The organism is Paenibacillus sp. FSL K6-0108, assembly GCF_045040695.1.
Classification (GTDB): domain Bacteria; phylum Bacillota; class Bacilli; order Paenibacillales; family Paenibacillaceae; genus Paenibacillus; species Paenibacillus pabuli_B.
On sequence record NZ_CP150288.1, the window covers coordinates 5,617,664 to 5,637,927 of the forward strand.

16 protein-coding genes are annotated in these 20,264 nt (G+C 45.0%); 6 read left to right on the forward strand and 10 right to left on the reverse strand.

The genetic code is table 11. The features are described 5' to 3' along the window. Window positions 1–666 precede the first annotated feature (666 nt). On the forward strand, window positions 667–2,952 hold the full coding sequence (locus MHB49_RS25595; protein WP_405153461.1) for a helix-turn-helix domain-containing protein: 2,286 nt from the start codon (window positions 667–669) through the stop codon (window positions 2,950–2,952). 75 nt (window positions 2,953–3,027) lie between these two features. Here MHB49_RS25595 and MHB49_RS25600 read toward each other — a convergent pair whose 3' ends face one another. Then, window positions 3,028–4,053 carry a hypothetical protein gene (locus MHB49_RS25600; protein WP_405153462.1) on the reverse strand — a complete coding sequence of 342 codons (1,026 nt, stop codon included), beginning with the start codon at window positions 4,051–4,053 and terminating at the stop codon, window positions 3,028–3,030. Between the two features lie 149 nt (window positions 4,054–4,202). Between MHB49_RS25600 and MHB49_RS25605 the strand changes: the two genes are divergently transcribed. Both MHB49_RS25605 and MHB49_RS25610 read left to right on the forward strand, forming a co-directional pair. Next, complete coding sequence (locus tag MHB49_RS25605) at window positions 4,203–6,266, forward strand: methyl-accepting chemotaxis protein (RefSeq protein WP_405153463.1); 2,064 nt, start codon at window positions 4,203–4,205, stop codon at window positions 6,264–6,266. A 94-nt stretch (window positions 6,267–6,360) separates the two neighbouring features. Beyond that, window positions 6,361–7,548, forward strand: coding sequence for an aminotransferase class I/II-fold pyridoxal phosphate-dependent enzyme (locus tag MHB49_RS25610; RefSeq protein ID WP_247898769.1), 1,188 nt, complete (start codon window positions 6,361–6,363; stop codon window positions 7,546–7,548). Window positions 7,549–7,773: 225 nt separating this feature from the next. Here MHB49_RS25610 and MHB49_RS25615 read toward each other — a convergent pair whose 3' ends face one another. From MHB49_RS25615 to MHB49_RS25625, 3 genes are all read right to left on the reverse strand, one after another. Further along, window positions 7,774–9,822, reverse strand: coding sequence for an iron ABC transporter permease (locus tag MHB49_RS25615; RefSeq protein ID WP_405153464.1), 2,049 nt, complete (start codon window positions 9,820–9,822; stop codon window positions 7,774–7,776). Beyond that, window positions 9,819–10,814: an ABC transporter substrate-binding protein gene (locus MHB49_RS25620; RefSeq protein WP_405153465.1), complete on the reverse strand. Its 996-nt coding sequence runs from the start codon at window positions 10,812–10,814 to the stop codon at window positions 9,819–9,821. The genes MHB49_RS25615 and MHB49_RS25620 overlap by 4 nt, the downstream gene beginning before the upstream one ends. Before the next feature lie 232 nt (window positions 10,815–11,046). Continuing rightward, entirely contained in the window at window positions 11,047–11,589 is a 543-nt protein-coding gene (locus MHB49_RS25625) for a CueP family metal-binding protein (RefSeq protein ID WP_405153466.1), read from the reverse strand. A 156-nt stretch (window positions 11,590–11,745) separates the two neighbouring features. Here MHB49_RS25625 and MHB49_RS25630 point away from each other — a divergent pair, with 156 nt between their 5' ends. Then, the gene (locus MHB49_RS25630; protein WP_405153467.1) at window positions 11,746–12,408 is read left to right on the forward strand and encodes a TetR/AcrR family transcriptional regulator C-terminal domain-containing protein; all 663 of its coding nucleotides are present in this window, start codon (window positions 11,746–11,748) and stop codon (window positions 12,406–12,408) included. Between the two features lie 46 nt (window positions 12,409–12,454). Here the strand turns inward: MHB49_RS25630 and MHB49_RS25635 are convergent, their stop codons facing one another. After that, window positions 12,455–13,225 carry an SDR family NAD(P)-dependent oxidoreductase gene (locus tag MHB49_RS25635; protein WP_405153468.1) on the reverse strand — a complete coding sequence of 257 codons (771 nt, stop codon included), beginning with the start codon at window positions 13,223–13,225 and terminating at the stop codon, window positions 12,455–12,457. 362 nt (window positions 13,226–13,587) lie between these two features. On the opposite strand from MHB49_RS25635, the gene MHB49_RS25640 reads away from it, so the two are divergent. Continuing rightward, window positions 13,588–14,358 carry an isoprenyl transferase gene (locus tag MHB49_RS25640; RefSeq protein WP_405153469.1) on the forward strand — a complete coding sequence of 257 codons (771 nt, stop codon included), beginning with the start codon at window positions 13,588–13,590 and terminating at the stop codon, window positions 14,356–14,358. Between the two features lie 38 nt (window positions 14,359–14,396). Here the strand turns inward: MHB49_RS25640 and MHB49_RS25645 are convergent, their stop codons facing one another. The 3 genes from MHB49_RS25645 to MHB49_RS25655 all read right to left on the reverse strand — a co-directional run bounded on the left by MHB49_RS25645 (window position 14,397) and on the right by MHB49_RS25655 (window position 16,341). Continuing rightward, window positions 14,397–15,278 carry an alpha/beta fold hydrolase gene (locus MHB49_RS25645; protein WP_405157239.1) on the reverse strand — a complete coding sequence of 294 codons (882 nt, stop codon included), beginning with the start codon at window positions 15,276–15,278 and terminating at the stop codon, window positions 14,397–14,399. A gap of 178 nt (window positions 15,279–15,456) precedes the next feature. Beyond that, complete coding sequence (locus MHB49_RS25650) at window positions 15,457–15,606, reverse strand: phage terminase small subunit-related protein (protein ID WP_405153470.1); 150 nt, start codon at window positions 15,604–15,606, stop codon at window positions 15,457–15,459. Window positions 15,607–15,651: 45 nt separating this feature from the next. Then, window positions 15,652–16,341, reverse strand: a complete 690-nt coding sequence (locus MHB49_RS25655) for a collagen-like protein (protein ID WP_405153471.1) — start codon at window positions 16,339–16,341, stop codon at window positions 15,652–15,654. Between the two features lie 465 nt (window positions 16,342–16,806). Here MHB49_RS25655 and MHB49_RS25660 point away from each other — a divergent pair, with 465 nt between their 5' ends. Next, a complete protein-coding gene (locus MHB49_RS25660) occupies window positions 16,807–17,514 on the forward strand; it encodes a MerR family DNA-binding transcriptional regulator (RefSeq protein ID WP_405153472.1) in 708 nt (235 codons plus the stop codon). Window positions 17,515–18,483: 969 nt separating this feature from the next. Here the strand turns inward: MHB49_RS25660 and MHB49_RS25665 are convergent. Together MHB49_RS25665 and MHB49_RS25670 are read right to left on the reverse strand one after the other, a co-directional pair. Beyond that, on the reverse strand, window positions 18,484–18,678 hold the full coding sequence (locus MHB49_RS25665; protein WP_405153473.1) for a hypothetical protein: 195 nt from the start codon (window positions 18,676–18,678) through the stop codon (window positions 18,484–18,486). Between the two features lie 146 nt (window positions 18,679–18,824). After that, window positions 18,825–20,213 carry a PTS transporter subunit EIIC gene (locus MHB49_RS25670; RefSeq protein WP_405153474.1) on the reverse strand — a complete coding sequence of 463 codons (1,389 nt, stop codon included), beginning with the start codon at window positions 20,211–20,213 and terminating at the stop codon, window positions 18,825–18,827. Window positions 20,214–20,264: the final 51 nt, after the last annotated feature.

A 20,264-nucleotide genomic window follows, 5' to 3' on the forward strand; every position in this document is an offset into this window, starting at 1 on the left:
ATTTCCTCCAGTGTATATTTTTCAATCTCACAATCAGGGCAGGGTATAACGAGCCTTTTGTTCTCACCGGGATAAAAGCTCCAAGAACTAAATTTGGGATAGTTTCGTAATATTCAGTAAGAATAGTTGAATGTCGTCAATTAATGTAGGATCCGCTTAAATAAAATTGCAGCACGTCTCCAATTTGATATGGATACCTGCACTGGGATTTTATTTAAACAGCATCCCTCACCCTCCTTTTTTCAGATGAAGATATTACCAAATAGATACAACAAATCCCAATATATACGATTTAATATCTGTTGATAATGATTACAACGAACCAATAAATGAAAGAATTTAATTGCTGCAATTTTTTATAGGCTCTGATTCAACACCACTTTTGTCGAGGCGGTTCATGCGCTTCTTTATACGTTTAGCTTAAATAAATTCATTTGAACTATATGTCAGCTAACTTCCCTAAAAATCAAGGGTTCACCTCCGAATTATAGCTATAACCCGTTAGAAAGCGCTGTCAATATGTTATATAACTTTTCGTCTTTACTCCTTTTTTCCAGATATCCGCGTATAATTCAGTAAAAGTGTATATTGTTTGTGTCAGATTCATGCCGCTATGATAGGAAGAGACCATATGAGCTAAAGCTTTACTCAAGGGGGAATACCATAATGAAGGGACTGCTTACAAGCAAATTTGCGCTGAATGGGCTGTTTGTCAAGCTAATGTTGAGCTTCCTCAGTGTCATCCTGATTCTGGCTTCATTTAACCTGTTCTCCCATCTATATTTAAGCAACAAAGTCTATCAAGAGATGGTCAGACAAAATGAACTGGGCCTTGCACAGACGGTCGAAGGGTATGAGAATCATTTTCGACTGACCCAGAACATGATTCTGGCTCTCACCCAATCGGATACATGGACCGCCAATCTGGGCATTTTGAGCCACATTAAGGAGAACCGCCGTTACGATATTCCCGCAGAGGTCAAGTCTGACCTCTCCACTCTCTACGCAAATCCTTTTCTGCACATCGATAACTTCATTCTGTATTTCAAACAAGAAGATTACGTATTGGAGAAGGATGGTCTTAGCAGTGCCAGTGATATGTTTGGTAAATATTATTACAGTGAAGAATATTCGCCAGCTTACTGGAAAAAGCAAACGATGAACAATCAGTTTCTTAAAGTAATGCCCACTGCAGCCTTTACGGAAAATACGGTTCATTCTTCCCGCTCTCTCGGACGACTGATGCCGGTCATGATGAAAGCCATTCCTTATGAGGAGGTGTACGGCATTGTTATGCTCAATCCACAACGTATGCAGGATACGTATGGCGATGCCGGCAATAATCCGTTCTACATTCTGGACAACGAGGGACGCCTGTTGTTCAGCACGATGGAGGGAGATATGCAGAATCGGCAGCTTCCTGCAGATGGAAGCAGACATGAACGTATAGGAGATCAATATTATTTCTATGAAAAAGGTAAGCAGACCGGATTTACCTATGTCCAGGTCACCAAGGCCGCGGTAATCGCCGCGGAAATGCGCGGTATGCAGCTGCTGCTCGCTGTCCTGCTCGGGGCTGCTGTACTGATTAGCGTGCTTTCCTCTTTATTTTTCAGCATGCGATTAAACCAGCCCCTTCAGCGCCTAATTGCCGCTCTGGACCGGAATTCCGACAGTGGCCCCGACAAGTTGAGCAGTGTTAAGGAATTCGCCATGATCGGCGACCGCCTGAGCTCCATTCTGGAAAATAATCGTTACATTCAAAGCGACCTTGCGCAGAAAAACTCTCTCGTACGTCAGTACGCTTATATCCATAAAGTGAAGAATATCCCGCTCAGTTCTTATCTTGCGGAACTTGAGGATGACCGGCCATCCGAGCAGCCCTATGTCTCCATTCTGTTCAAGGTAGGCTTCAAATACCGGCAAGATGAATCCAGACAGCATACCCTGTTATTGTGGAAACTGATTCAGAGCCTGTTTACCAGCAGCACAAATAACAGCGTCGCACTTCAGCCCGAGCAGGATCAGCTGCTCCTGCTGCTGTTCGATCCGGGTCCGCAAAGTGGTATTCTGCAGGCGCTCGATACGCTGAAGGAGTTGCTTGCTGTTGAAGAAGCCGTCTATCTAACCATTGCGGTAAGTCCGGTATATCCCGGAGAGATTCCGTTTACCGATGCGTACAGCAATCTGTCCATGCTCTTGAAAGAGAGAAGATTGAATGGGGAAACACAGGTTATTGTGGAGCCGCGGGCTTCCTCGTCAAATGCCTTCCATGTAAAGGTAACCTATGGGGAGGAACTGCACAACCTGCTGCAATCAGGCAATGAAGAGGCCGTATTTGCTTGGCTGGATCGCCAGCTGGAACAACTGCAGCACAAAGATGCAGCCGCAGAAGACTTCCGTACATTTGCAGTCGGCGCAGTAGAACAAATTGGCAAAACGGTGATGAAGCTGAATTTGACACACATCGAATCTGAATTTCTCTCTTCTCCGCCGGGAGAGACATTTGCTGATTTCTATTCCATGCAGCAGTACAGGGAATGGCTTCAAGCGCTGGTTCAACCCGTACTTGCGGCAGTACGAAATCAGCTGGAAACGCGTGATCCTGTTATCAGCTTTGTGCTGGACTACCTGGAACATCATTATGGGGAAGATATTAATTTGAATATTGTCGCTGACAAATTGAATTTAACGTCGGGGTACCTCTCCAGTATTTTCAAGGAGAAGACAAACATCAACTTCAGCGAATATCTGAACAATCTGCGGGTTGAGCGGGCCAAGGAACTGCTTGTGAATGTAGATCTGCGAATTCAGGACATTGCGACACAGGTCGGCTATCAAAATGTAAACTCGTTTATCCGCATGTTCAAGCGTCGGTACGGGTTGACCCCGGGAGAATACCGCAAACGCCATGCAGGTGATGAACCGTTCATATCCTCCAGTCATGGCTAGCCAAACATGAGCAGGCCAAAACTGAAGATTGTACATACACAAACGCCCGCTCGGAAGCGGGCATTTGTGTATTGTTTACATTAAAATTTTGGACAGGTGTACAAGAGCCATCGAAGGGATTCGCTGTTCTTCAGGAATATTCTCATAAAGAAGGTGTCCTTTCCCCGCTTCAATCATTAGTTTGCGCATACCGGCAATCCGACCTTTACTATGATCAATAAAACGAAAATCCACCTGTCGCAAACTTTGCATTTCAGTCAAACGTTGAAATGCCTCTGCCCCGATCCCCTTATGTATCTCTTTAAATTCCAGCACCTCTAGTTGAACTGCTGTCCACAGGTTGTCTATCTGCTGTAATGATTTCATAAAAACCAGTTCAAGCTGCTTAAGATGCTTCATGTGCGAGAAATTGCACAGCCGCTCGATTTTGGGCAGTGACAAGTGCAGAAAGACCAGCTGATGTAATGACCCTAATACATTGATATCGGTCAGATTCTTTACGGACGATAATCTCAGCATGCGGATATTCGATTCAGCCAGAACTTCTAGTGAACCGACCAATGTACAATGATCAATAGCCAAATACTCGATAAATGGCAGGTCTACCACAAAATCAAGCTGATCAATGTCACAGTTCAGAACAAGGGTACTCAGACGAATGCAGTCTTCGATGGGTGACAAATCGGCAAATTTCCCGCTAAGTGCGAGGTAATTTAAGTATTTGAAATTCCGGATGAATTCCAGATTTTGTTTCTTGGGTGAGCGAATGTTCAAAAACTCCATCTTGTGCAGCTCACTCAATTTATTCAAATCCTGTGACTGCTTGAGATCCAACTGCAAAGCGGTGACATGCTTTAAACCTGCCAGTGTCGCCAGAAATTCTTCCGAATACAGCCCCTTCACATCGTTGTTGGATACATGTAAAATCAAATCCGGTCGTTTGGCAAAGACATGTTCATCCAGCTTTCGCAGATCACTCATATCGTCCAGCCCGACAACAACACTAATCATAGCCCTATTCCGCAGCTGTACGATCGCCTTGTCCATTTTATCCTCGTTCCAGGGAACACCACTCATCGAAGCGGCCCACGGTTCGTTCATTCGTGATCACCTTCCTTCCTTTTCCTAAGGGTACACACCTCGCTTTCCTTTAATTGTAATTGAAGAAAAATAGCTATTCAATTCAATTCGAAATTCCGAAATATAGGTAAGAGCTTTTCGCTCACTATACTTCGGGGGAGATGACAGCCATGTCACAAACATTCAAAAAACAGCGCATCAGATCATCCAGCATTGCGAATACATTAGCCATCGTGTTGCTGGTCATTATCGTTGTCGTCTTTGCAGTACTCGGTACGTTTATGTTCGCGAGCACACGAAACATCCTGATCAAACAACAGGAGTCCATACTTCAGACCAAGACACAGGCGATTGTCAATGAATTTGATGCCCTGTTTAAGGAAAAGGGTTCCCTGGTCAAACAACTGTCAACGAATAAACTGTTTCAGCAATACATAGAAACCACCGAATCTGCATCAGTGGCCACTACTTCCACATACGCTGCGGAAACCCGGGATACGCTGGCAGCCATAGTAAAAGAGGAGCCCTCCTTTGCTGATGCCTGGATTGCAGGCATTTCAGGCAAAGGTTTCTGGCTTCAAAATGACGGAGCAGCTTCCGACTCTGATTTTGATATTCAGACCCGTCCATACTTTAATCCGGCTGTTGCAGCAGACGGTTTGTACTATTCTGACCCTTATATTGACCTCGCTTCAGGCAATCTTCTCATGGGTATTTTTTATCCAATCAAAGATAACAGCAATCAACTGATCGGATTTGCCGCGGCTGATATTGCGTTCAAGGATATCCCTGCGATTATGGAAAGCTACAAGCTTGGAAGCACAGGATATTCAATTCTTGCCTCCAAAACAGGGGATATTCTATACCATCCCGACCAGGATAAAGTGTTGAAGGAAAAAATTACGGATAGCCCAGGTGAGCTCGGAGAGATTGGCAAAAAAATGGTTGCTGGTGAGTCTGGAGTTCAATTGATCGATGATCATGGAGAGCGCCGTTATATCGGTTATGCTACCAGCAAGGATACCGGGTGGTCCGTAGGTCTGACCATTTCGGAGGATGAAGTGTTGTCAGAATTAAAATCCTTTACCTGGATTACACTCGGTGGTTTTGCGGCTGCTGCCATTTTACTTGTGTTGATCTGTTATGTAACCCTTCGATACCTGCTCAGATCCATTCCGAAGCTGCTTGCCAAAATCAAGCTCATTGAAAACGGGGATCTAACTGTGTCATTGGATACCCGCTCCAATAATGAAATCGGGCAGATTTCTCAGGGCATTCATCATATGGTGCAAAAAATTCAGGGTATGCTGCAAATGGTGGGCAGCTCCGCTCAGGTCTTGAATCAGTCCTCCAACGATCTGCAATCCATTTCTTCAAGAACAGCGAGTACGATGAATGACACAGCTACAGCCGTCAATGAAATTGCCAACGCAACCAATTATCAGTCCATAGAGACCGAAAATATTTTACGCAAAACCGGAAACTTGTCTGGACAAATTGATGAAATCGCGAGTGATGTCAAGGCCATCGACACAATGGTGCACAACTCTGCCGAACAAAGCGGCATGGGCCTCAACGTTGTTGATCAGTTGTCCAGGTGGGCAGCCGAAAATCATCATTCCACACAAGCCATGTCGGCCATCATTGAGGATATTGATCTGAGCCGTAATGAAATATCCAGCTTTGTGGACACCGTGAAACAAATTGCTTCCCAGACCAATCTTCTGGCGCTTAATGCCTCCATTGAAGCAGCACGCGCTGGCGAACAAGGCAGAGGTTTTGCTGTCGTTGCCGAGGAGGTTCGCAAGCTTGCTGAACAAACTGCACTGGCGACTGAAGAAATTAACAAAAAGGTACGTGTGATTGAAGAGAAAACGAGCATATCTGTGGAGCATACCGCTCGTGGTTTGAACATTGCAGAAGAAAATGCCAAGTCCGTTGAGAACACCAAGCAGGTATTCTTTAGCATCAACAAGGATTTGGAGCAGTTGAAATTGCGCATGATCCAGATCAGCAGCAACACTGCCGATGTTCATAGACATAAAGATGAGATTTTGCAGGCACTTGAGATCATTTCTTCCACCACAGAGGAGAACTCCGCCTCAACAGAAGAGGTCAGCGCCAGCACGCAGGAACAATTGGATAGCATCGAGCAGGTTGCTGATCTTTCGAAACAACTGAATCAGTTGTCCAACAAGTTACAGGATGAATTAAGTCAATTCAAGGTCGAATAATACAGGTTAGCCCTCAGTCCTCTTCTCATTTGCGCTCTGCCCATCTATTATAGATAGATATGCGATGCTTGAAGAGGACTGGAGGACAATCATCATGAAGTTTGCTAAACGTATGGAACACTTTAGTGAAGGGATTTTCACTCGTTTGCTGGAAATCAAGCGCAAGCGGCTGGAGAATGGAGAACCGGTCATTGATCTGAGTGTAGGTACGCCCAACATTCCACCGGCCCAACATATCATGAATGCTCTATGCGAGGCAGCAGCAGATGCTTCTAACTATACTTATGCCGTGAATGATCAGAGCGAATTGCTGCAAGCCGTCAGTACGTGGTACAAGCGCCGTTATTCGGTTGAACTGGACCCCAAAACGCAAATATGCTCTTTGCTTGGATCACAGGAAGGACTTGCGCATATCTCTTTGGCTATTGTTGATGAAGGAGATCTGGTTCTCGTACCTGACCCTTGTTATCCAGTCTTTGCCGACGGGCCTCTACTGGCAGGAGCCGAGCTGTACTATATGCCACAAAAAGAGGAACACGGATATGTCATTCAACTTCAGGAGATTCCGGAAGATGTTGCGAAGAAAGCGAAGTTCATGCTTGTATCCTATCCCAACAATCCCACGACATCCATGGCACCGGAGCAATTTTATCTGGACTTGATTGAATTTGCCAAGAAATATGACATTATTGTTCTTCATGACAATGCGTACAGCGAGCTGGTGTTTGATGGGAAAGAGTGCGGAAGTTTTCTAGCGTATCCTGGTGCAATCGATGTGGGCATTGAATTCAACTCGTTATCCAAAACCTATGGTCTGGCTGGGGCACGAATCGGTTTTTGTGTTGGAAATCCCAACATGGTATCCATGCTTAAGAAGTTAAAATCCAACATGGATTATGGCATGTTTCTGCCGATTCAAAAGGCAGCCATCGCTGCCATAACCGGAGATCAGAGCGAAGTTGAGCGTGTCAGAGACATTTACGAGGAGCGCAGAGATATCCTGTGTGAAGGATTCACCGACCTTGGCTGGTCCATTGCCAAGCCTGAAGCGACCATGTTCATCTGGAGCAGGATTCCGGAACACTACGATACCTCTGAACAGTTTGCCATGGATCTGGTTACACAAGCTGGAGTAATCGTAACACCTGGGAATGCCTTCGGCCCTTCCGGTGAAGGATATGTGAGACTTGCTTTGGTTCAGGACAAGGAGACGTTACAGCAAGCGGTAATATCGGTGGATGAAAGCGGCATCCTGAAGACCAACCCCGTTATGCCAAGATAAGGATTTCGTGTTACTTATCGAAAATCCCCCAGAGTTCGCAGTGGGCATGAGCTTCACGTTTGATAACGTGATCTCTGCACATTGCAGACCAAGGGGGCTTTTTTATTTACTACCCTGTATGAAAATAAAAAAATGCTGCTTCCCCTGGTTAGACAGGCAGGAACGGACAAGACAAACAGATCACAAAAAGCCTGCTCATGGAGCAGGCTTCCTGAATTCATTTGATTATACTGATTTACGCCAGTTCGAACGATACATTAGATAGAGGAAATACGGTGTGCCAATGATCGCAATAAGTATGCCTGACGGGATTTCTGTTGGCGCCATGACCGTTCTGCCGATCGTATCGGCCAGCACCAGCATGACAGCCCCCACCAACGCGGATAAAAACATCGATCGTCTTAACTTGTGTCCTGTGAGCAGACGAACCATATGTGGTGCTATCAGACCGATAAAACCGACGGTCCCTACACATGCAACGGCTCCGGCTGCCAGTAGTACCCCTGTCGTCATAGCCAGCAAACGTGTACGGCGTACGCTCAGTCCAAGTCCTGATGCACTATTATCGTCGAATACCAACAGTTCAAATCTGCGAGCCAGCCACCAAGCCACCGGCACCAGAATTAATAGAAAGATACCGATAGTCTTTACCTGATCCCAGGTACGGGCATAGGTACTTCCGGTCAGCCAGATATATCCACTACTACCGTATACTGCTCCACGTACAATCAGAATCTGAATGCCTGCTCCTGCAATGGCAGACATGGCAATCCCCAGCAACACCACCGCAGAAGGATTCAGCCCTTTCTTCCAGGAGAGGGAGAATACAACCACTGCAGCGATGGCTGCACCAACAATTGCCGCGATCGGCAGCAAATACACAGGAAGACCCGGGAACAAAATGATAACCATCATTGCTCCAAGCCCGGCACCCGAGGATACACCAACAATGGATGCATCCGCCAGCGGATTACGTACCGCCATCTGAATGAGCACACCGCTGATCGCCAGTGCAGCCCCTGCACCTGCGGCAACTAGCGTACGTGGAATTCGAAGTTGAACCAATGCAGAGAATAATCCATCAGATTGGAATAGACTCGGTAACAGATCGCCGAGCGGAATTCGCATACCGCCAAACATCGTACTGAGCAAGATCAGCGCTACAGTGATGACCGTAAATAATACGGCCATCGGGCCAAATGCAAAGCGACGAGAAGGTGCTCCTGTACTCATTGAAGTGGACATGCCCGACCCGTTCGCGGCCTTCATGCGTGTGAGTACAAGCCAGATCAGCCACGGTGCACCAATAATCGCCATTACAGCGCCTGTCGGCAGCTCCATGCTCGAGTTATGCACCATCTTGGCGAGTACGTCCGCACCAACCAGGAGAGCCGCTCCCCATATAAAAACACCGGGCAGCAGCAATCGATTAGAGCGTACTCCACTCAATCGAACCAAATGTGGTGCCACGAGTCCCACGAAGCCAATCGGCCCGATTACACTGACAATCACCGCAGCCAGCAAGACTGCAATCATCAAACCGCCAGCACGAGCGAGTCCAACCTTTTGTCCCAATGAAGATGCCGTTGATTCATCCAGCTCCAGCATATCCCATTGTCTGGACAGGATTAACGCGAGAATGGTAATACCAATGACCCAAGGCCAAGCATAAGCTACACCACTCCAGTCATTCTGGACGAGTGTTCCTGAACCCCAAAGAAACAGCCCCTGTGTTTCCATGGAGAAAAAAATATGCAGTGCGCTTGTAAACGAACCAAGCACCATCGACACAATCATGCCGGACAATGCAAGTCGTACCGGACTGGATCTTCGTCCGCCACCCATAAAATACGCTGCAAATGCTGCCACCAGACCACCAAGAACTGCAAATAGAAAAGGTGACTGACTGAGCAAACCTGGAAAAAGAATGGTTCCCAGCACCACAATAAAGTAAGCTCCGGCATTGATGCCCAGTGTGTCCGACGCTGCGAGTGGATTACGCGTAATCGTCTGTAACAGCGCTCCCGCTACAGCCAGAGCCCCTCCGGCAATAATACCGATAACCGTACGTGGCATACGCAAATCCCAGATCATATTGTGCTCTAATGTATTCTGTCTGCCCGTAAGTGCGTCCCATACGGTATGGAGTGAAATCGCTGCCTCACCATAACAAAGGCTTACAAAAAAAAGCACGATGAGAGCGGATAGACCGCCCCCATATATGCTTATTGTACGCCAGTTCATTGCTGGCCTAGTTGCCTGAACCGAACTCATTTGGTAATTACCTCAACAACCCCATCAACCAATGCTTTGGAGGAGATCGGTCCACCAAATGTCCATGTTGTGCTATCGAGTTGATATGTGCGTTTTTCCTTAACAAAGTTGAGTCCGTTCCAAACCGAGTTATCTTTCATGGCTGTGCCAAAAACGTCATCGTCCGGCTGTGTAATATAAATGAAGTTACTGTCCTGTACATCGGATAAGGATTCAATGCCCACTGTAGAGAAACCATAACCTTCTACCTTTTCCGGCTGCCAATCGTTAACCATACCAATTTTGTTCAATGTGCCAATCACGACCGAGTTATCGGTGAACATGCGCAGACTGGCTGCATTTTGATACGTGAATGCCTGTGTCAGTGCAAAGTGGAAGTTCTCTTTACCTGCAGCAGCCAGTTTTTCTTTGGCTTCTACATAATGCTGATCGAGTTCATCGAGTACCTTCTTCGCTTGATCTTCTTTTCCCAGCGCAACCGCGATATTATTGAACGTTTCTGTCATTTTGTCATACGTATAGCCATCACCCGTATACAGATCATATTCAAGCGTTGGTGCAATGGCATTGAGCTGATCATAGATATTGGAATTGGAATTGGCGATAATCAGATCCGGCTTCAAAGCTGCAATCGCCTCCAGATTGGGCTCGTCACGTGTTCCCACATCCGTTACCGTGTCATCCAGAGCTGCTTGAGGAGTCACATAGACTTTATAATTGGCGTTGTCTGCACTACCTACTGGCTGAACACCCAGCGCAACTACATCTTCCGTATATGTCCATTCCAGTGTAACAACTCTCTTAGCTGGTTTGTCCAGTTTGAGCTCTCCACCACTATGCTTAACAGTAACAGGACCTGCTGTCTCTTCAGTCGGCGTGCTGCCGGAAGAGGTTTTTTCATTTGTCTCTGTCGTGCTGTTGGCCTTACCGCAACCTGTCAGAGCAAGCGCCAAAACCGTAAGCAGTAAAAATCCGTTTAAGCTTTTTTTCATATCCTACTTCTCCCCTATTTATATGTATTTATATGATAACAATTATCATTATCACTAATGGATTATCCCGTAGGATTGCGATTTTGTCAATTCAAAAGCATGATTATTTTTCATTTGCAATATCTTCCCTGTCACTGCATAAACAGAAAAAAAATGAAAGAACCCGCATTCAAGGCGGGTCTGGATCACATGAATTGTTTTGAAATGATGATAGAATGCACCGTACGACGTTTTAACTCAACTGCATCGTTGTAATGCATGTATTATCTGCTTCATATGTAGAGAGCTGTGTCTCTGCAACTTTCCCATCATGTACCACGCGAATGAGGTATGACTTATCTCTGGCTAACCAGAAATCCATAAAACCGTTGGATCCGGCCTTGATCTCAGCATCCTTCATGAGTGTATTCCCTTCCGAATCATGAATCGTCACAGTAAATTTCTTATTTTTCATTTCACCCTGACATCCGGTCAGACTATGAATTGCACAAGGATGAGTCTGTTCCATGTAAGGCGCAATGGAGAGGAAAAACTCATTTTCAGGCAAGTCGTAGGTTGTCGTTTGCTTGCCTTTATCCGTGACGATTAACTGGGTGGCATTAATGGAGGCCGATTCCAGTGTCACTTTGCCGGTGCTGATATCTTCTACTATTTTCTTGATATTGGGCGCTTCGGCGTTACCTGCCTCTTCTGTCCCTACATTGTTTGCTATCAGATAGGCTCCCAACACAATGACAACCACAAAGCCGGCAATGATCCACATTTGTTTTTTCATCTGGAGTTCATCTCCTTGTCCGTTTTGGTTTATTATAATGGAGAACGATCTATCTTGGACTGAAAGCGCATGTAATTCACCATATATTCACATATTTGTATGCTTCATTCGCATCATGTTAGTTGTATCATTGATCAGCAAAGGAGGATGTGTATAATGTATAAATCCCTATCTATGCCCGATACCGATCGTAGAGTCCATAGATCCAAACAGGCCCTGAAGGCCTCTTTGTTAGAATGGATGTCGCGCAAGCCGTTTGAGAGTATTACTATCACCGATATTGTGAAATTAGCCGATGTAAACCGCAGCACCTTTTACAAACATTATGTATACAGAGAAGACTTGCTCAATGAAATTTTAAAAGACGTAATAGATGATCTCATTTTTGCTTATCGAGTTCCTTATCAGCATTACCGGGATTTCGGAATTATGGACCTGAGCGCTTCGGCTATCAAAATTTTTGACCATGTTCTTGGCCATGCCACCTTCTATGCCCTGCTGGTTAACACAAATATGCTTACGGGTTTTCGGAATACACTCTATGAGACGCTCAAAACTCTGTATCTAGAGGATGTGACCGATATGTCGCCAGATCCCCGAGTGAACAAGGAGCTTCTTGCCTGTTATCAGGCCAATGCTGTTCTTGGTCTAATTACCGGATGGGTACAAAGCAACTTCAAATACAGTGCCTCCTATATGGCGGAGCAGCTGCTGGAATTCACACGCATGAATCGTTCCAATGAAGTTTACCGTTCCAATCTGAATCCAACTTCGGATACGTTGGAAACGGAAAGAGGCACCGTTTCTCATGACAACTGAGAGAAACCAGTACCTCTTTGAAGGTTAGGTTTGGATCATTATGCGATTAGTTGCTGATCCAGCCACCATCCACTGGCAGCTCCACACCCGTGATGAATTTGGATTCATCGGAAGCCAAGAACAAGTAGGCGTAGGCAATATCCATGGACTCTCCGGCATGCGGAGGCAGTGGGGCGAGATTTTTGTAATGCTCTCCCATCTCCACTTGGGACTTGATGCCCGCTTTTTCCACCATGCCGGTAAACACAGCCCCTGGATGTACAGAGTTCACACGAATGTTATCTTTGGCGAACCATTGTGCACCATGTTTGGTCAGTGAACGGACAGATCCCTTGGAAGCACTGTATGCTGCACCCTGAGCATCGGCAATTCCGCCAATGATGGCAGCGATGGAGGACGTATTGACGATGGAGCCTTGTCCATTTTTCTGCATATAAGGAATAACCGCCTTCATTCCCAGCCATACACCTGTTCCGTTAATGGACATGACCTTGTCCCAATCTTCCAATTCTGCTTCCAGAATGCCCTTGGCGATGTGAATGCCGGCATTGTTGACAAGAATATCGATTTTGCCATAGTTTGCGATGGTTTCTTCCACAACTGCATTCCATGATTCCGGACTGGATACGTCCAGCTTCAATGCAATTGCTTCTCCGCCGTCAGCTACGATCTGTTTCACTTGTGCCTGTAAAGCGTCAAACGCCACATCGGTAGCAACGACCTTCGCTCCTTCTCTGGCAAACAATTGAGCCCCAGCCAATCCCATACCGCTTGCCGCTCCAGTTATAATTGCAACTTTTCCAGTTAATCTTCCCATGTCCAATCATCCTTTCCAAATGAAGATGGATGCTCCATAAAGACGCATCCGACCTTGTTGACACCTTTAGTATACGTATGAAATGAAAGCTCTTTCAATCAGCAAACGAGCAGGCTTTTGTAGGATAATCGATAGTTGGGTGCGGCTTTGTTCATTCCCTGTAAGTAATCCCACAGATGAAGGGTTATTTGTTGTTTTAACATCGAGGCGCTCCTTCTGCATCTTGGTGACATTGTAAACCTATCATGGCTTGTCCCAGTGCAATCCTATATAATAACCATAAATTCTGGAAATCATTTTGGAATATTTGAATTCATTTTACGAGTCTGACCCATTCTAGCTTGAGCAGGAGGGACTTTTCATTGAAGTGGTACCGTGTACATAAAGAAAAACCTAATACAATCCATTCCATCGATTGGAACGGATTCGTCCCAAAACATATCGCAATTATGATGGACGGAAATGGAAGATGGGCGACAAGAAGAGGGTTGCCTCGAAGTGCCGGACACTATGCAGGAATGCAGACGATGCGGGAAACGATAAGTATGTGCCACAGAAACGGGATTGCTTCGCTCACTCTGTACGCCTTCTCTACGGAAAACTGGAAAAGGCCCAAGGAAGAGGTCGACTACATCATTAGTCTGGTGGTCGAATTTGTACAGGATACAACTGTTCAGGAACTCAATCAGAATAATATCAAAGTTAATTTTATTGGTGATATCTCGAAATTCCCACAAGAAACACAGGAAGCGATGCGCAAAGTGGTGGAACTAACCCAAACGAACAGCGGGATGGCTGTTTATTTTGCGATGAATTATGGAGGAAAAAACGATATCGTACAAGCAATCAAAACGTACATTGTAGAAAACAATGAAGAAAACAAAGAAACCTCGGAAATCTCCGAGGCAGAATTCGAAAAGTTTTTGTATACCGGACTAAATCCTGCCCCCGATCTGCTGATCCGAACAAGCGGGGAGAAACGGTTAAGCAATTTTCTATTATGGCAAGCCGCTTATTCCGAGCTCTGGTTTACAGATGTGATGTGGCCGGATTTCAACGAGCGATTGTTATATGAATCCATCTTGGATTATCAGCAGCGCAAACAAAGAGCTTTGGACGATGTAACACAGTAATAGAATACCAACTTTACCAACTTTGTTCCTGCCAATTCTCAGCTTAAATGAGCTTTTAACCAGGGATGGATAATAGGGAGAACGGTACTGGGCTGCATCGCTTTGGTGTGATCCATATCCTCTCCCTTGATGATTTCGACCGTCCAGCCAAAGCTTTCAAGAATTTGTTTATTCTTTTGCAACCGTCCGGCGATATCCACTGTCACATTTCCAAACTTTTCACCATATACAATTGTATCTTTCTCACCTGCAAAAGTTAATCTCGGGATACTCAGCTGATCCTGAATGAGTTGGTCATCAAAATCCAATAAACTTTGGTACATGGTGACATATTGTTTTGTTTGAGCAGGATCAATTTGGATCTGAATGTTGTCCCAATCCACTTCTCCCGGACTCAACTGCTCTGAATTCATCGATGCTTGTCCTTCTTGTTCATGTTCCAATTTCCCATGCTGCTTCAGTGCTGCTTCATATGTCCTTGCGGTAACAACTCGCATCTCCTCATACGGTCCCTCGAATGGCGGGAATCCTCCCATGATAAGACTTTCCATCCGGCCAGTTCGAAGTGCGAGCTGCAATCCGACAAGGGCCAGCCAGGAGTAACCATAATAACTGAATCGATTCACATTCATTTGATCCGCAACCCTTAATAAATCCTCGGTTATATACTCGGACGTAAAATGTTCCGGATGGGGATGTGCCATATAGTGGCCTTCATAATCAAAATGCAGGATCTGAAATTCATCCGAAAGTCCGTCGATAAACTTTGCACCCAATTCAGGATCAACACCCCATAACTTTAGGGTTTCAGCTTCTTGTCCGGTTACGGACTTTTTGGCTGTGGGCAGCATAATGACTTTGCGATCGGGATTTCCGATTAGACCTACTTCCAGCTCTGATCCGTTTTTCATTTTAATCATTTTCTTCAATTGCACCACTCCTTTGCAAAGTAAAATATTATATGCGTTTTTTGGGACTATCCACGTTTTAACCAGAGCTTCCTCTTGCTTAAGTATCTTGTCCAGCTTGAACGTGTCGAAGGGCGTAATCTCAGTGACCAGTAATCTTCATACCTTCAATAGCTACCTGCATCGTGATTCACTTACCAGACTTTGGGGGCTTCGATTCGGAAACGGAGAGAGCAGCGGCGATGTCTTTTAACTTCATCGTCCCGCCACTCTTCAGCCCCTCCCGATCATTCAGACTATCTTTTAGAATAAATAGACTTATTGACTGGATAAAAGACATAAACTTTTATTTTTATGCTGACATAAACTATATTGAGAATCGGAATTAAGGAGTCAATTTTAGAATTGTCAAAGTGGTATTCAAATTGTTATGCAACTGTGCAGGAGTTGCATTCGCATTTACCAGCTCGATCGTCGTTGGAACTGTTGTGACCGTAATAATAACTTCAGCAGATATGGGTCCTCCTCCATTACCCGTGAAAGGCACAGGGGTTATGGGCGTTCCATTCACTGTGAGGTTAAAAGCAGCATCGCCTTGATTATGAATGGTGAAAGAGATAAAGTAACTTCCTGTTTCATTGATTGTTATCGTCGGAGATGGAGGCACGAAGGTGAATGCTCCGCCTACATTAGCCAAAACTCCGGTAAACGTTATTGGTGAGTTTCCTGGAACTGTGTCAGTACCTGTGCCAGGATCTGCACGGAAAACACTCAGGAAATTGGTTATTCCAGCCCCAGCTGGACCGGCAGGACCTGTTGCTCCGGCAGGACCTGTTGCTCCGGCAGGGCCGGTTGCACCAGCAGCGCCAACTGGACCCGCTGGGCCAACAGGGCCAACAGGGCCAGCTGGGCCAGCTGGGCCAACTGCTCCGATCGCGCCAGCCGGACCCGCTGGTCCTTGTATACCAGGAACTCCTTGCAGTCCGGCTGGCCCCGGTACCCCCGGAGCACCAGTCGGGCCTACCGGTCCAATTGGGCCAGGAATCCCTGGAGACCCTTGCGGTGCATTAATCACAATTTTAGGTTTAACCCTTAAAAAAATCTTACCCTTAACACCACAATGCAATTGTTTTTTAAATTTAGGTCTACAAATACGTTTCCCATGACGATTTATCAATTAACTCACCTCCGTGATATTTCTCCTCATACTATGTGTAATGATCACGGGGGGCATAGACAATTAACTATAATTCAGAAAATAATAGTGCCTATTATGAGAAAAGTTGTCTATTAAAATGATTAATTCACATCACATCCTTCTACAGTTCAATGTCCAATTCCCCACCTTTTCGGTTTTTTTTTGCATTTTAATTATTTTCTTTTTAGTGACTACTCCTTTGCTGTTTATACATTCAGTCTATAACATTGATGCAATATTCCGGTTTTCATAATTAAAGTGCTGATCAAATATACCCATTGCCTCTTTTTATGTTAGTGTATCACTTGAAGGTTTTACTTGAAGTATGAGGAGTAGAAGCAAATGAACTTTACATATACACCTGGACAGATTGCAACTGAACTGGCTATTAGTACAACCACGCTGAGACGTTATGAAAAAGAAGGCCTGATTCCCGACGTTCCACGGACCGCCAGCAATCACAGGTACTACACGTCCTTTCACTTTCAAGCGTTCATCGCCATTCGTTCGTTATTAAAGGGTTATGAGATTCCCGTTGTATATGAAGTCATGAGGAAAGTTAAACGTGGGGAAATCAACGACGCACTTTGGCTTTTGAACCAGCAGTTGTATAACACCCAACTGGAGAAACAACGGGTTGATGAGATATGGATCATGATCCAACAGACCGATTTTTCAGAATATAAGAATGTTAAAATCACGAATGCAATGACGATTGGGAAAGTCGCTGAAGTTGCTGGGGTCAACACTTCTGCCATCAGACATTGGGAAAAAGAAGGGTTAATTCGTTCGGAACGGGACAAGCACAATGGTTATCGAATGTACACCAGAGCTGAGTTGAGAAAGATATTGGTCATTAGCAGTTTAAGAAAATCCGTTTACTACATTGAATATATGAAAGAGCTTCTAAATTCGCTGGATACTCAGAATTACACACAAATCCAAAACGCCTTCCAGCTTGCATTGCAAAAGCTAAACAAGCAACTGACACTTCAATTTGCAGGAATACAGGAGCTAATGAAGTATATTGAAATACATCAGGAACAATAGGGGTACCCCCCCATCAATACTTCTCCCAATTTAATTTCCAATCCAGCACCCAACACTGTGGCTTGTTCGGCAGAGCAAGAGATTAACTTCCAAAAAAGATATACAAACAAGCACACCAGAATTAGACGGTGCGCCTGTTTGTATTTAGTTTGAATATGTCGAAATTGTTGTTATCTATACGTGTACGTCAACTTCTTTTTGCATTCATTACATCAAACAAATAAGTGCTCATATTTCCGAATCTGAAATCTTAAAATTTGCGATATTCTTCCAAGCTCACGTTCATGTTCTTCTATGAATTGTGTAACCGAAGGACGATTAAATTAAATGCTTGTTTCCAGCGCACGTGTTTGTTTTGAAAAATCACTGCTAAATGGCATGTATCAGACAGAAGACTTAAACCGTGATCAAACAGCGGACAGAGTCTATAACCCTTAGGACTATGTATAAAAGCAATATTATTCAAATGTCGGTCTTCGTTTAACAAAATAGCATCCAAAGGTAACATCAGTGAGAAGTACTCTAGCGTATCTAATTTCAATACATCGTTGAGAAACTCAACAACGGATAACACTAAATTTCGTGTGCTCTGTCCCTGTTGTAAATCATCAAATTTAACGCCATAGCTCTCCAAAATGCGATGCAAAGTAATGATACTCTCTCTCCTGGATGAAGGAAATCTTCAGAGTAGCAGCCCTCATACCCAAACTTATTAGCTTTCGCCCACTTATCATCAATTTTCCAATTGGTCACCCTTGCTACTACTCACAAAAGTTTGACGAATATTCTTGTTCACCTGCTAAACGCGGATGGACATCGGCACAGGTCAACTCCTCATTAGTCCATACATAATCATCATATAACACGCCATGTGTTTGTTTTACGATTTCCGAAGCTACATAATCATTCAGACCCAATGATTGCAAAATTTTATCGGCATGGTGTCTGGTGCGAGGGAAACATCTGGATTCAAAGTAATCCAGTACATCGCCTACGGTCACCTTTGACTTGTTTGGAAAGGGAAGAAAACAGGCAATACATTGTGTCTTGCCACACTTCAACCGTTTGATCTCTATAATCCAGCTTCACTTTAGCAATGACTCGATCATGCTCCAAAACCTCAAACTCAAGAGGATGAGCCATGAATAGACTTGATTTTTTCATCTTCTGCCTCCCATATAACACTTGTCATGTTTGTTGCATTCCTTTCATAAGATCGGGACTGTGGAAAGCAGAAAAAGAAGCAAGCTCATCACACATGGATGGTCGGCTTGCTTCTTCTCATTGACTGTTTTGTTCCTCAGCAGGACTTACACACTTTTGAGGTTGGCCGTTCTTCCCGCCATCCAGTAAGCAAGTGCCCCTGATCCCACAAAGGCAATACATATGCCAATACAAGTATGCAGCATATTGAAAGTCCCCTCTTCTATGTAGAATGGAATGTCCAACAGGCTGACGGTACCGCCTATAACCAATGCCTTAACAGACAGGAGACCGAAATACAGACCTCCAACCGCCCCACCCAGCATGGCTGCATAAAAAGACGCTCTCCTTCTCATATTGACTGCAAACATTGCAGGCTCTGTCACTCCGAATAGTGCCGTTACGCTTGCCCAGAACGCCAGTTTCCTGAATTCCGGCTGCTCGCTGCGCAGACCTGCAGCAAGTGCGGCACCAGCCTGAGCAACAAAGGCAACAAGCATGGCCGGAAGCACAATGGTGAAGCCATTCGTCATAAGCTCATTAATCAGGATTGGGAACAGCCAGTAATGCAACCCGGTGATCATAAGTAGCGACATGATCGCTCCCAGCAGCATGATCAAGACGACTGGAGCATGATTCAGCAGCGATTCAATGACACCAGACAGGTGCTCGTCAACCCAAGTACCCAATGGACCAAGCACCAGCAGTACAATTGGAACAATAATCATTAATATTAATGCCGGAGCGAGGACTCCTTTCAGCGCTGAGGGGCTGATTCGTTCAACCCGCTTTTCCAGCCAGGATGCTGCGCCTATGGTTACAATCATCCACAGGGGAGCTAAAAAAAAGACCGTTTGTGACACAATGGGTACACCCATAAAATGAACATCTTCTTCACCTGACAGTAAAGCGGTCATTTGCGGGTAGAGCATCAGTCCGCCAATCGCTGCGGCAACATAAACATTGCTTTTTAACCGATAGGCTGTACTGATGGCTACCAGGATTGGCAACAGATAATTCACACTATCTCCAATCGATTTAAATATCAGGAATGTCTGACTGTCCATCAGCGAGGAGGAATCTGTAGAACTGTAAACGTTAAATAACGTAATGACGGCAAGTACAATCTTGAGTACTGCGGCTCCCAGGATGGCAGGCATCAGAGGCTTGAACACATCGGAAATAAAATGTAATAACGAAAATGAATTTCGGTCTGTACGTCCTGTTTCTTGCAGCGACTCCTCTTCTTCTTTCCCCACTCCCATGCCCTGTAGCGTATTGTATAGTTGGGAGAATTCGTCCTTAAGTGTTATGTAACATTGACCACCTGTTATGCGAATATCTGCGTCAAGATTTGATACAACAGGCAGTGACATATTTACACCTGTACCGTTATGCAATGTCAGCGTAGTGGTATTCACGTTATGCTGCACATGACGAATATTTTCCTGTCCACCTGCAAGATTCAATAGTTGTTCAATGTGCCTGTCTTTCATATGTACCTTCTCCTTATGCTGCGGTAAACCCGAGTTTTATGATGTGCCCTT

What these genes read in the sequence shown, in the direction of transcription:
- MHB49_RS25595 (WP_405153461.1), top strand. Translation starts at nt 667, where the DNA reads ATGAAGGGACTGCTTACAAGCAAATTTGCGCTGAATGGGCTGTTTGTC.
- MHB49_RS25600 (WP_405153462.1), bottom strand. Translation starts at nt 4,053, where the DNA reads ATGAACGAACCGTGGGCCGCTTCGATGAGTGGTGTTCCCTGGAACGAG.
- MHB49_RS25605 (WP_405153463.1), top strand. Translation starts at nt 4,203, where the DNA reads ATGTCACAAACATTCAAAAAACAGCGCATCAGATCATCCAGCATTGCG.
- MHB49_RS25610 (WP_247898769.1), top strand. Translation starts at nt 6,361, where the DNA reads ATGAAGTTTGCTAAACGTATGGAACACTTTAGTGAAGGGATTTTCACT.
- MHB49_RS25615 (WP_405153464.1), bottom strand. Translation starts at nt 9,822, where the DNA reads ATGAGTTCGGTTCAGGCAACTAGGCCAGCAATGAACTGGCGTACAATA.
- MHB49_RS25620 (WP_405153465.1), bottom strand. Translation starts at nt 10,814, where the DNA reads ATGAAAAAAAGCTTAAACGGATTTTTACTGCTTACGGTTTTGGCGCTT.
- MHB49_RS25625 (WP_405153466.1), bottom strand. Translation starts at nt 11,589, where the DNA reads ATGAAAAAACAAATGTGGATCATTGCCGGCTTTGTGGTTGTCATTGTG.
- MHB49_RS25630 (WP_405153467.1), top strand. Translation starts at nt 11,746, where the DNA reads ATGTATAAATCCCTATCTATGCCCGATACCGATCGTAGAGTCCATAGA.
- MHB49_RS25635 (WP_405153468.1), bottom strand. Translation starts at nt 13,225, where the DNA reads ATGGGAAGATTAACTGGAAAAGTTGCAATTATAACTGGAGCGGCAAGC.
- MHB49_RS25645 (WP_405157239.1), bottom strand. Translation starts at nt 15,278, where the DNA reads ATGATTAAAATGAAAAACGGATCAGAGCTGGAAGTAGGTCTAATCGGA.
- MHB49_RS25650 (WP_405153470.1), bottom strand. Translation starts at nt 15,606, where the DNA reads ATGTCTTTTATCCAGTCAATAAGTCTATTTATTCTAAAAGATAGTCTG.
- MHB49_RS25660 (WP_405153472.1), top strand. Translation starts at nt 16,807, where the DNA reads ATGAACTTTACATATACACCTGGACAGATTGCAACTGAACTGGCTATT.
- MHB49_RS25665 (WP_405153473.1), bottom strand. Translation starts at nt 18,678, where the DNA reads ATGAAAAAATCAAGTCTATTCATGGCTCATCCTCTTGAGTTTGAGGTT.
- MHB49_RS25670 (WP_405153474.1), bottom strand. Translation starts at nt 20,213, where the DNA reads ATGAAAGACAGGCACATTGAACAACTATTGAATCTTGCAGGTGGACAG.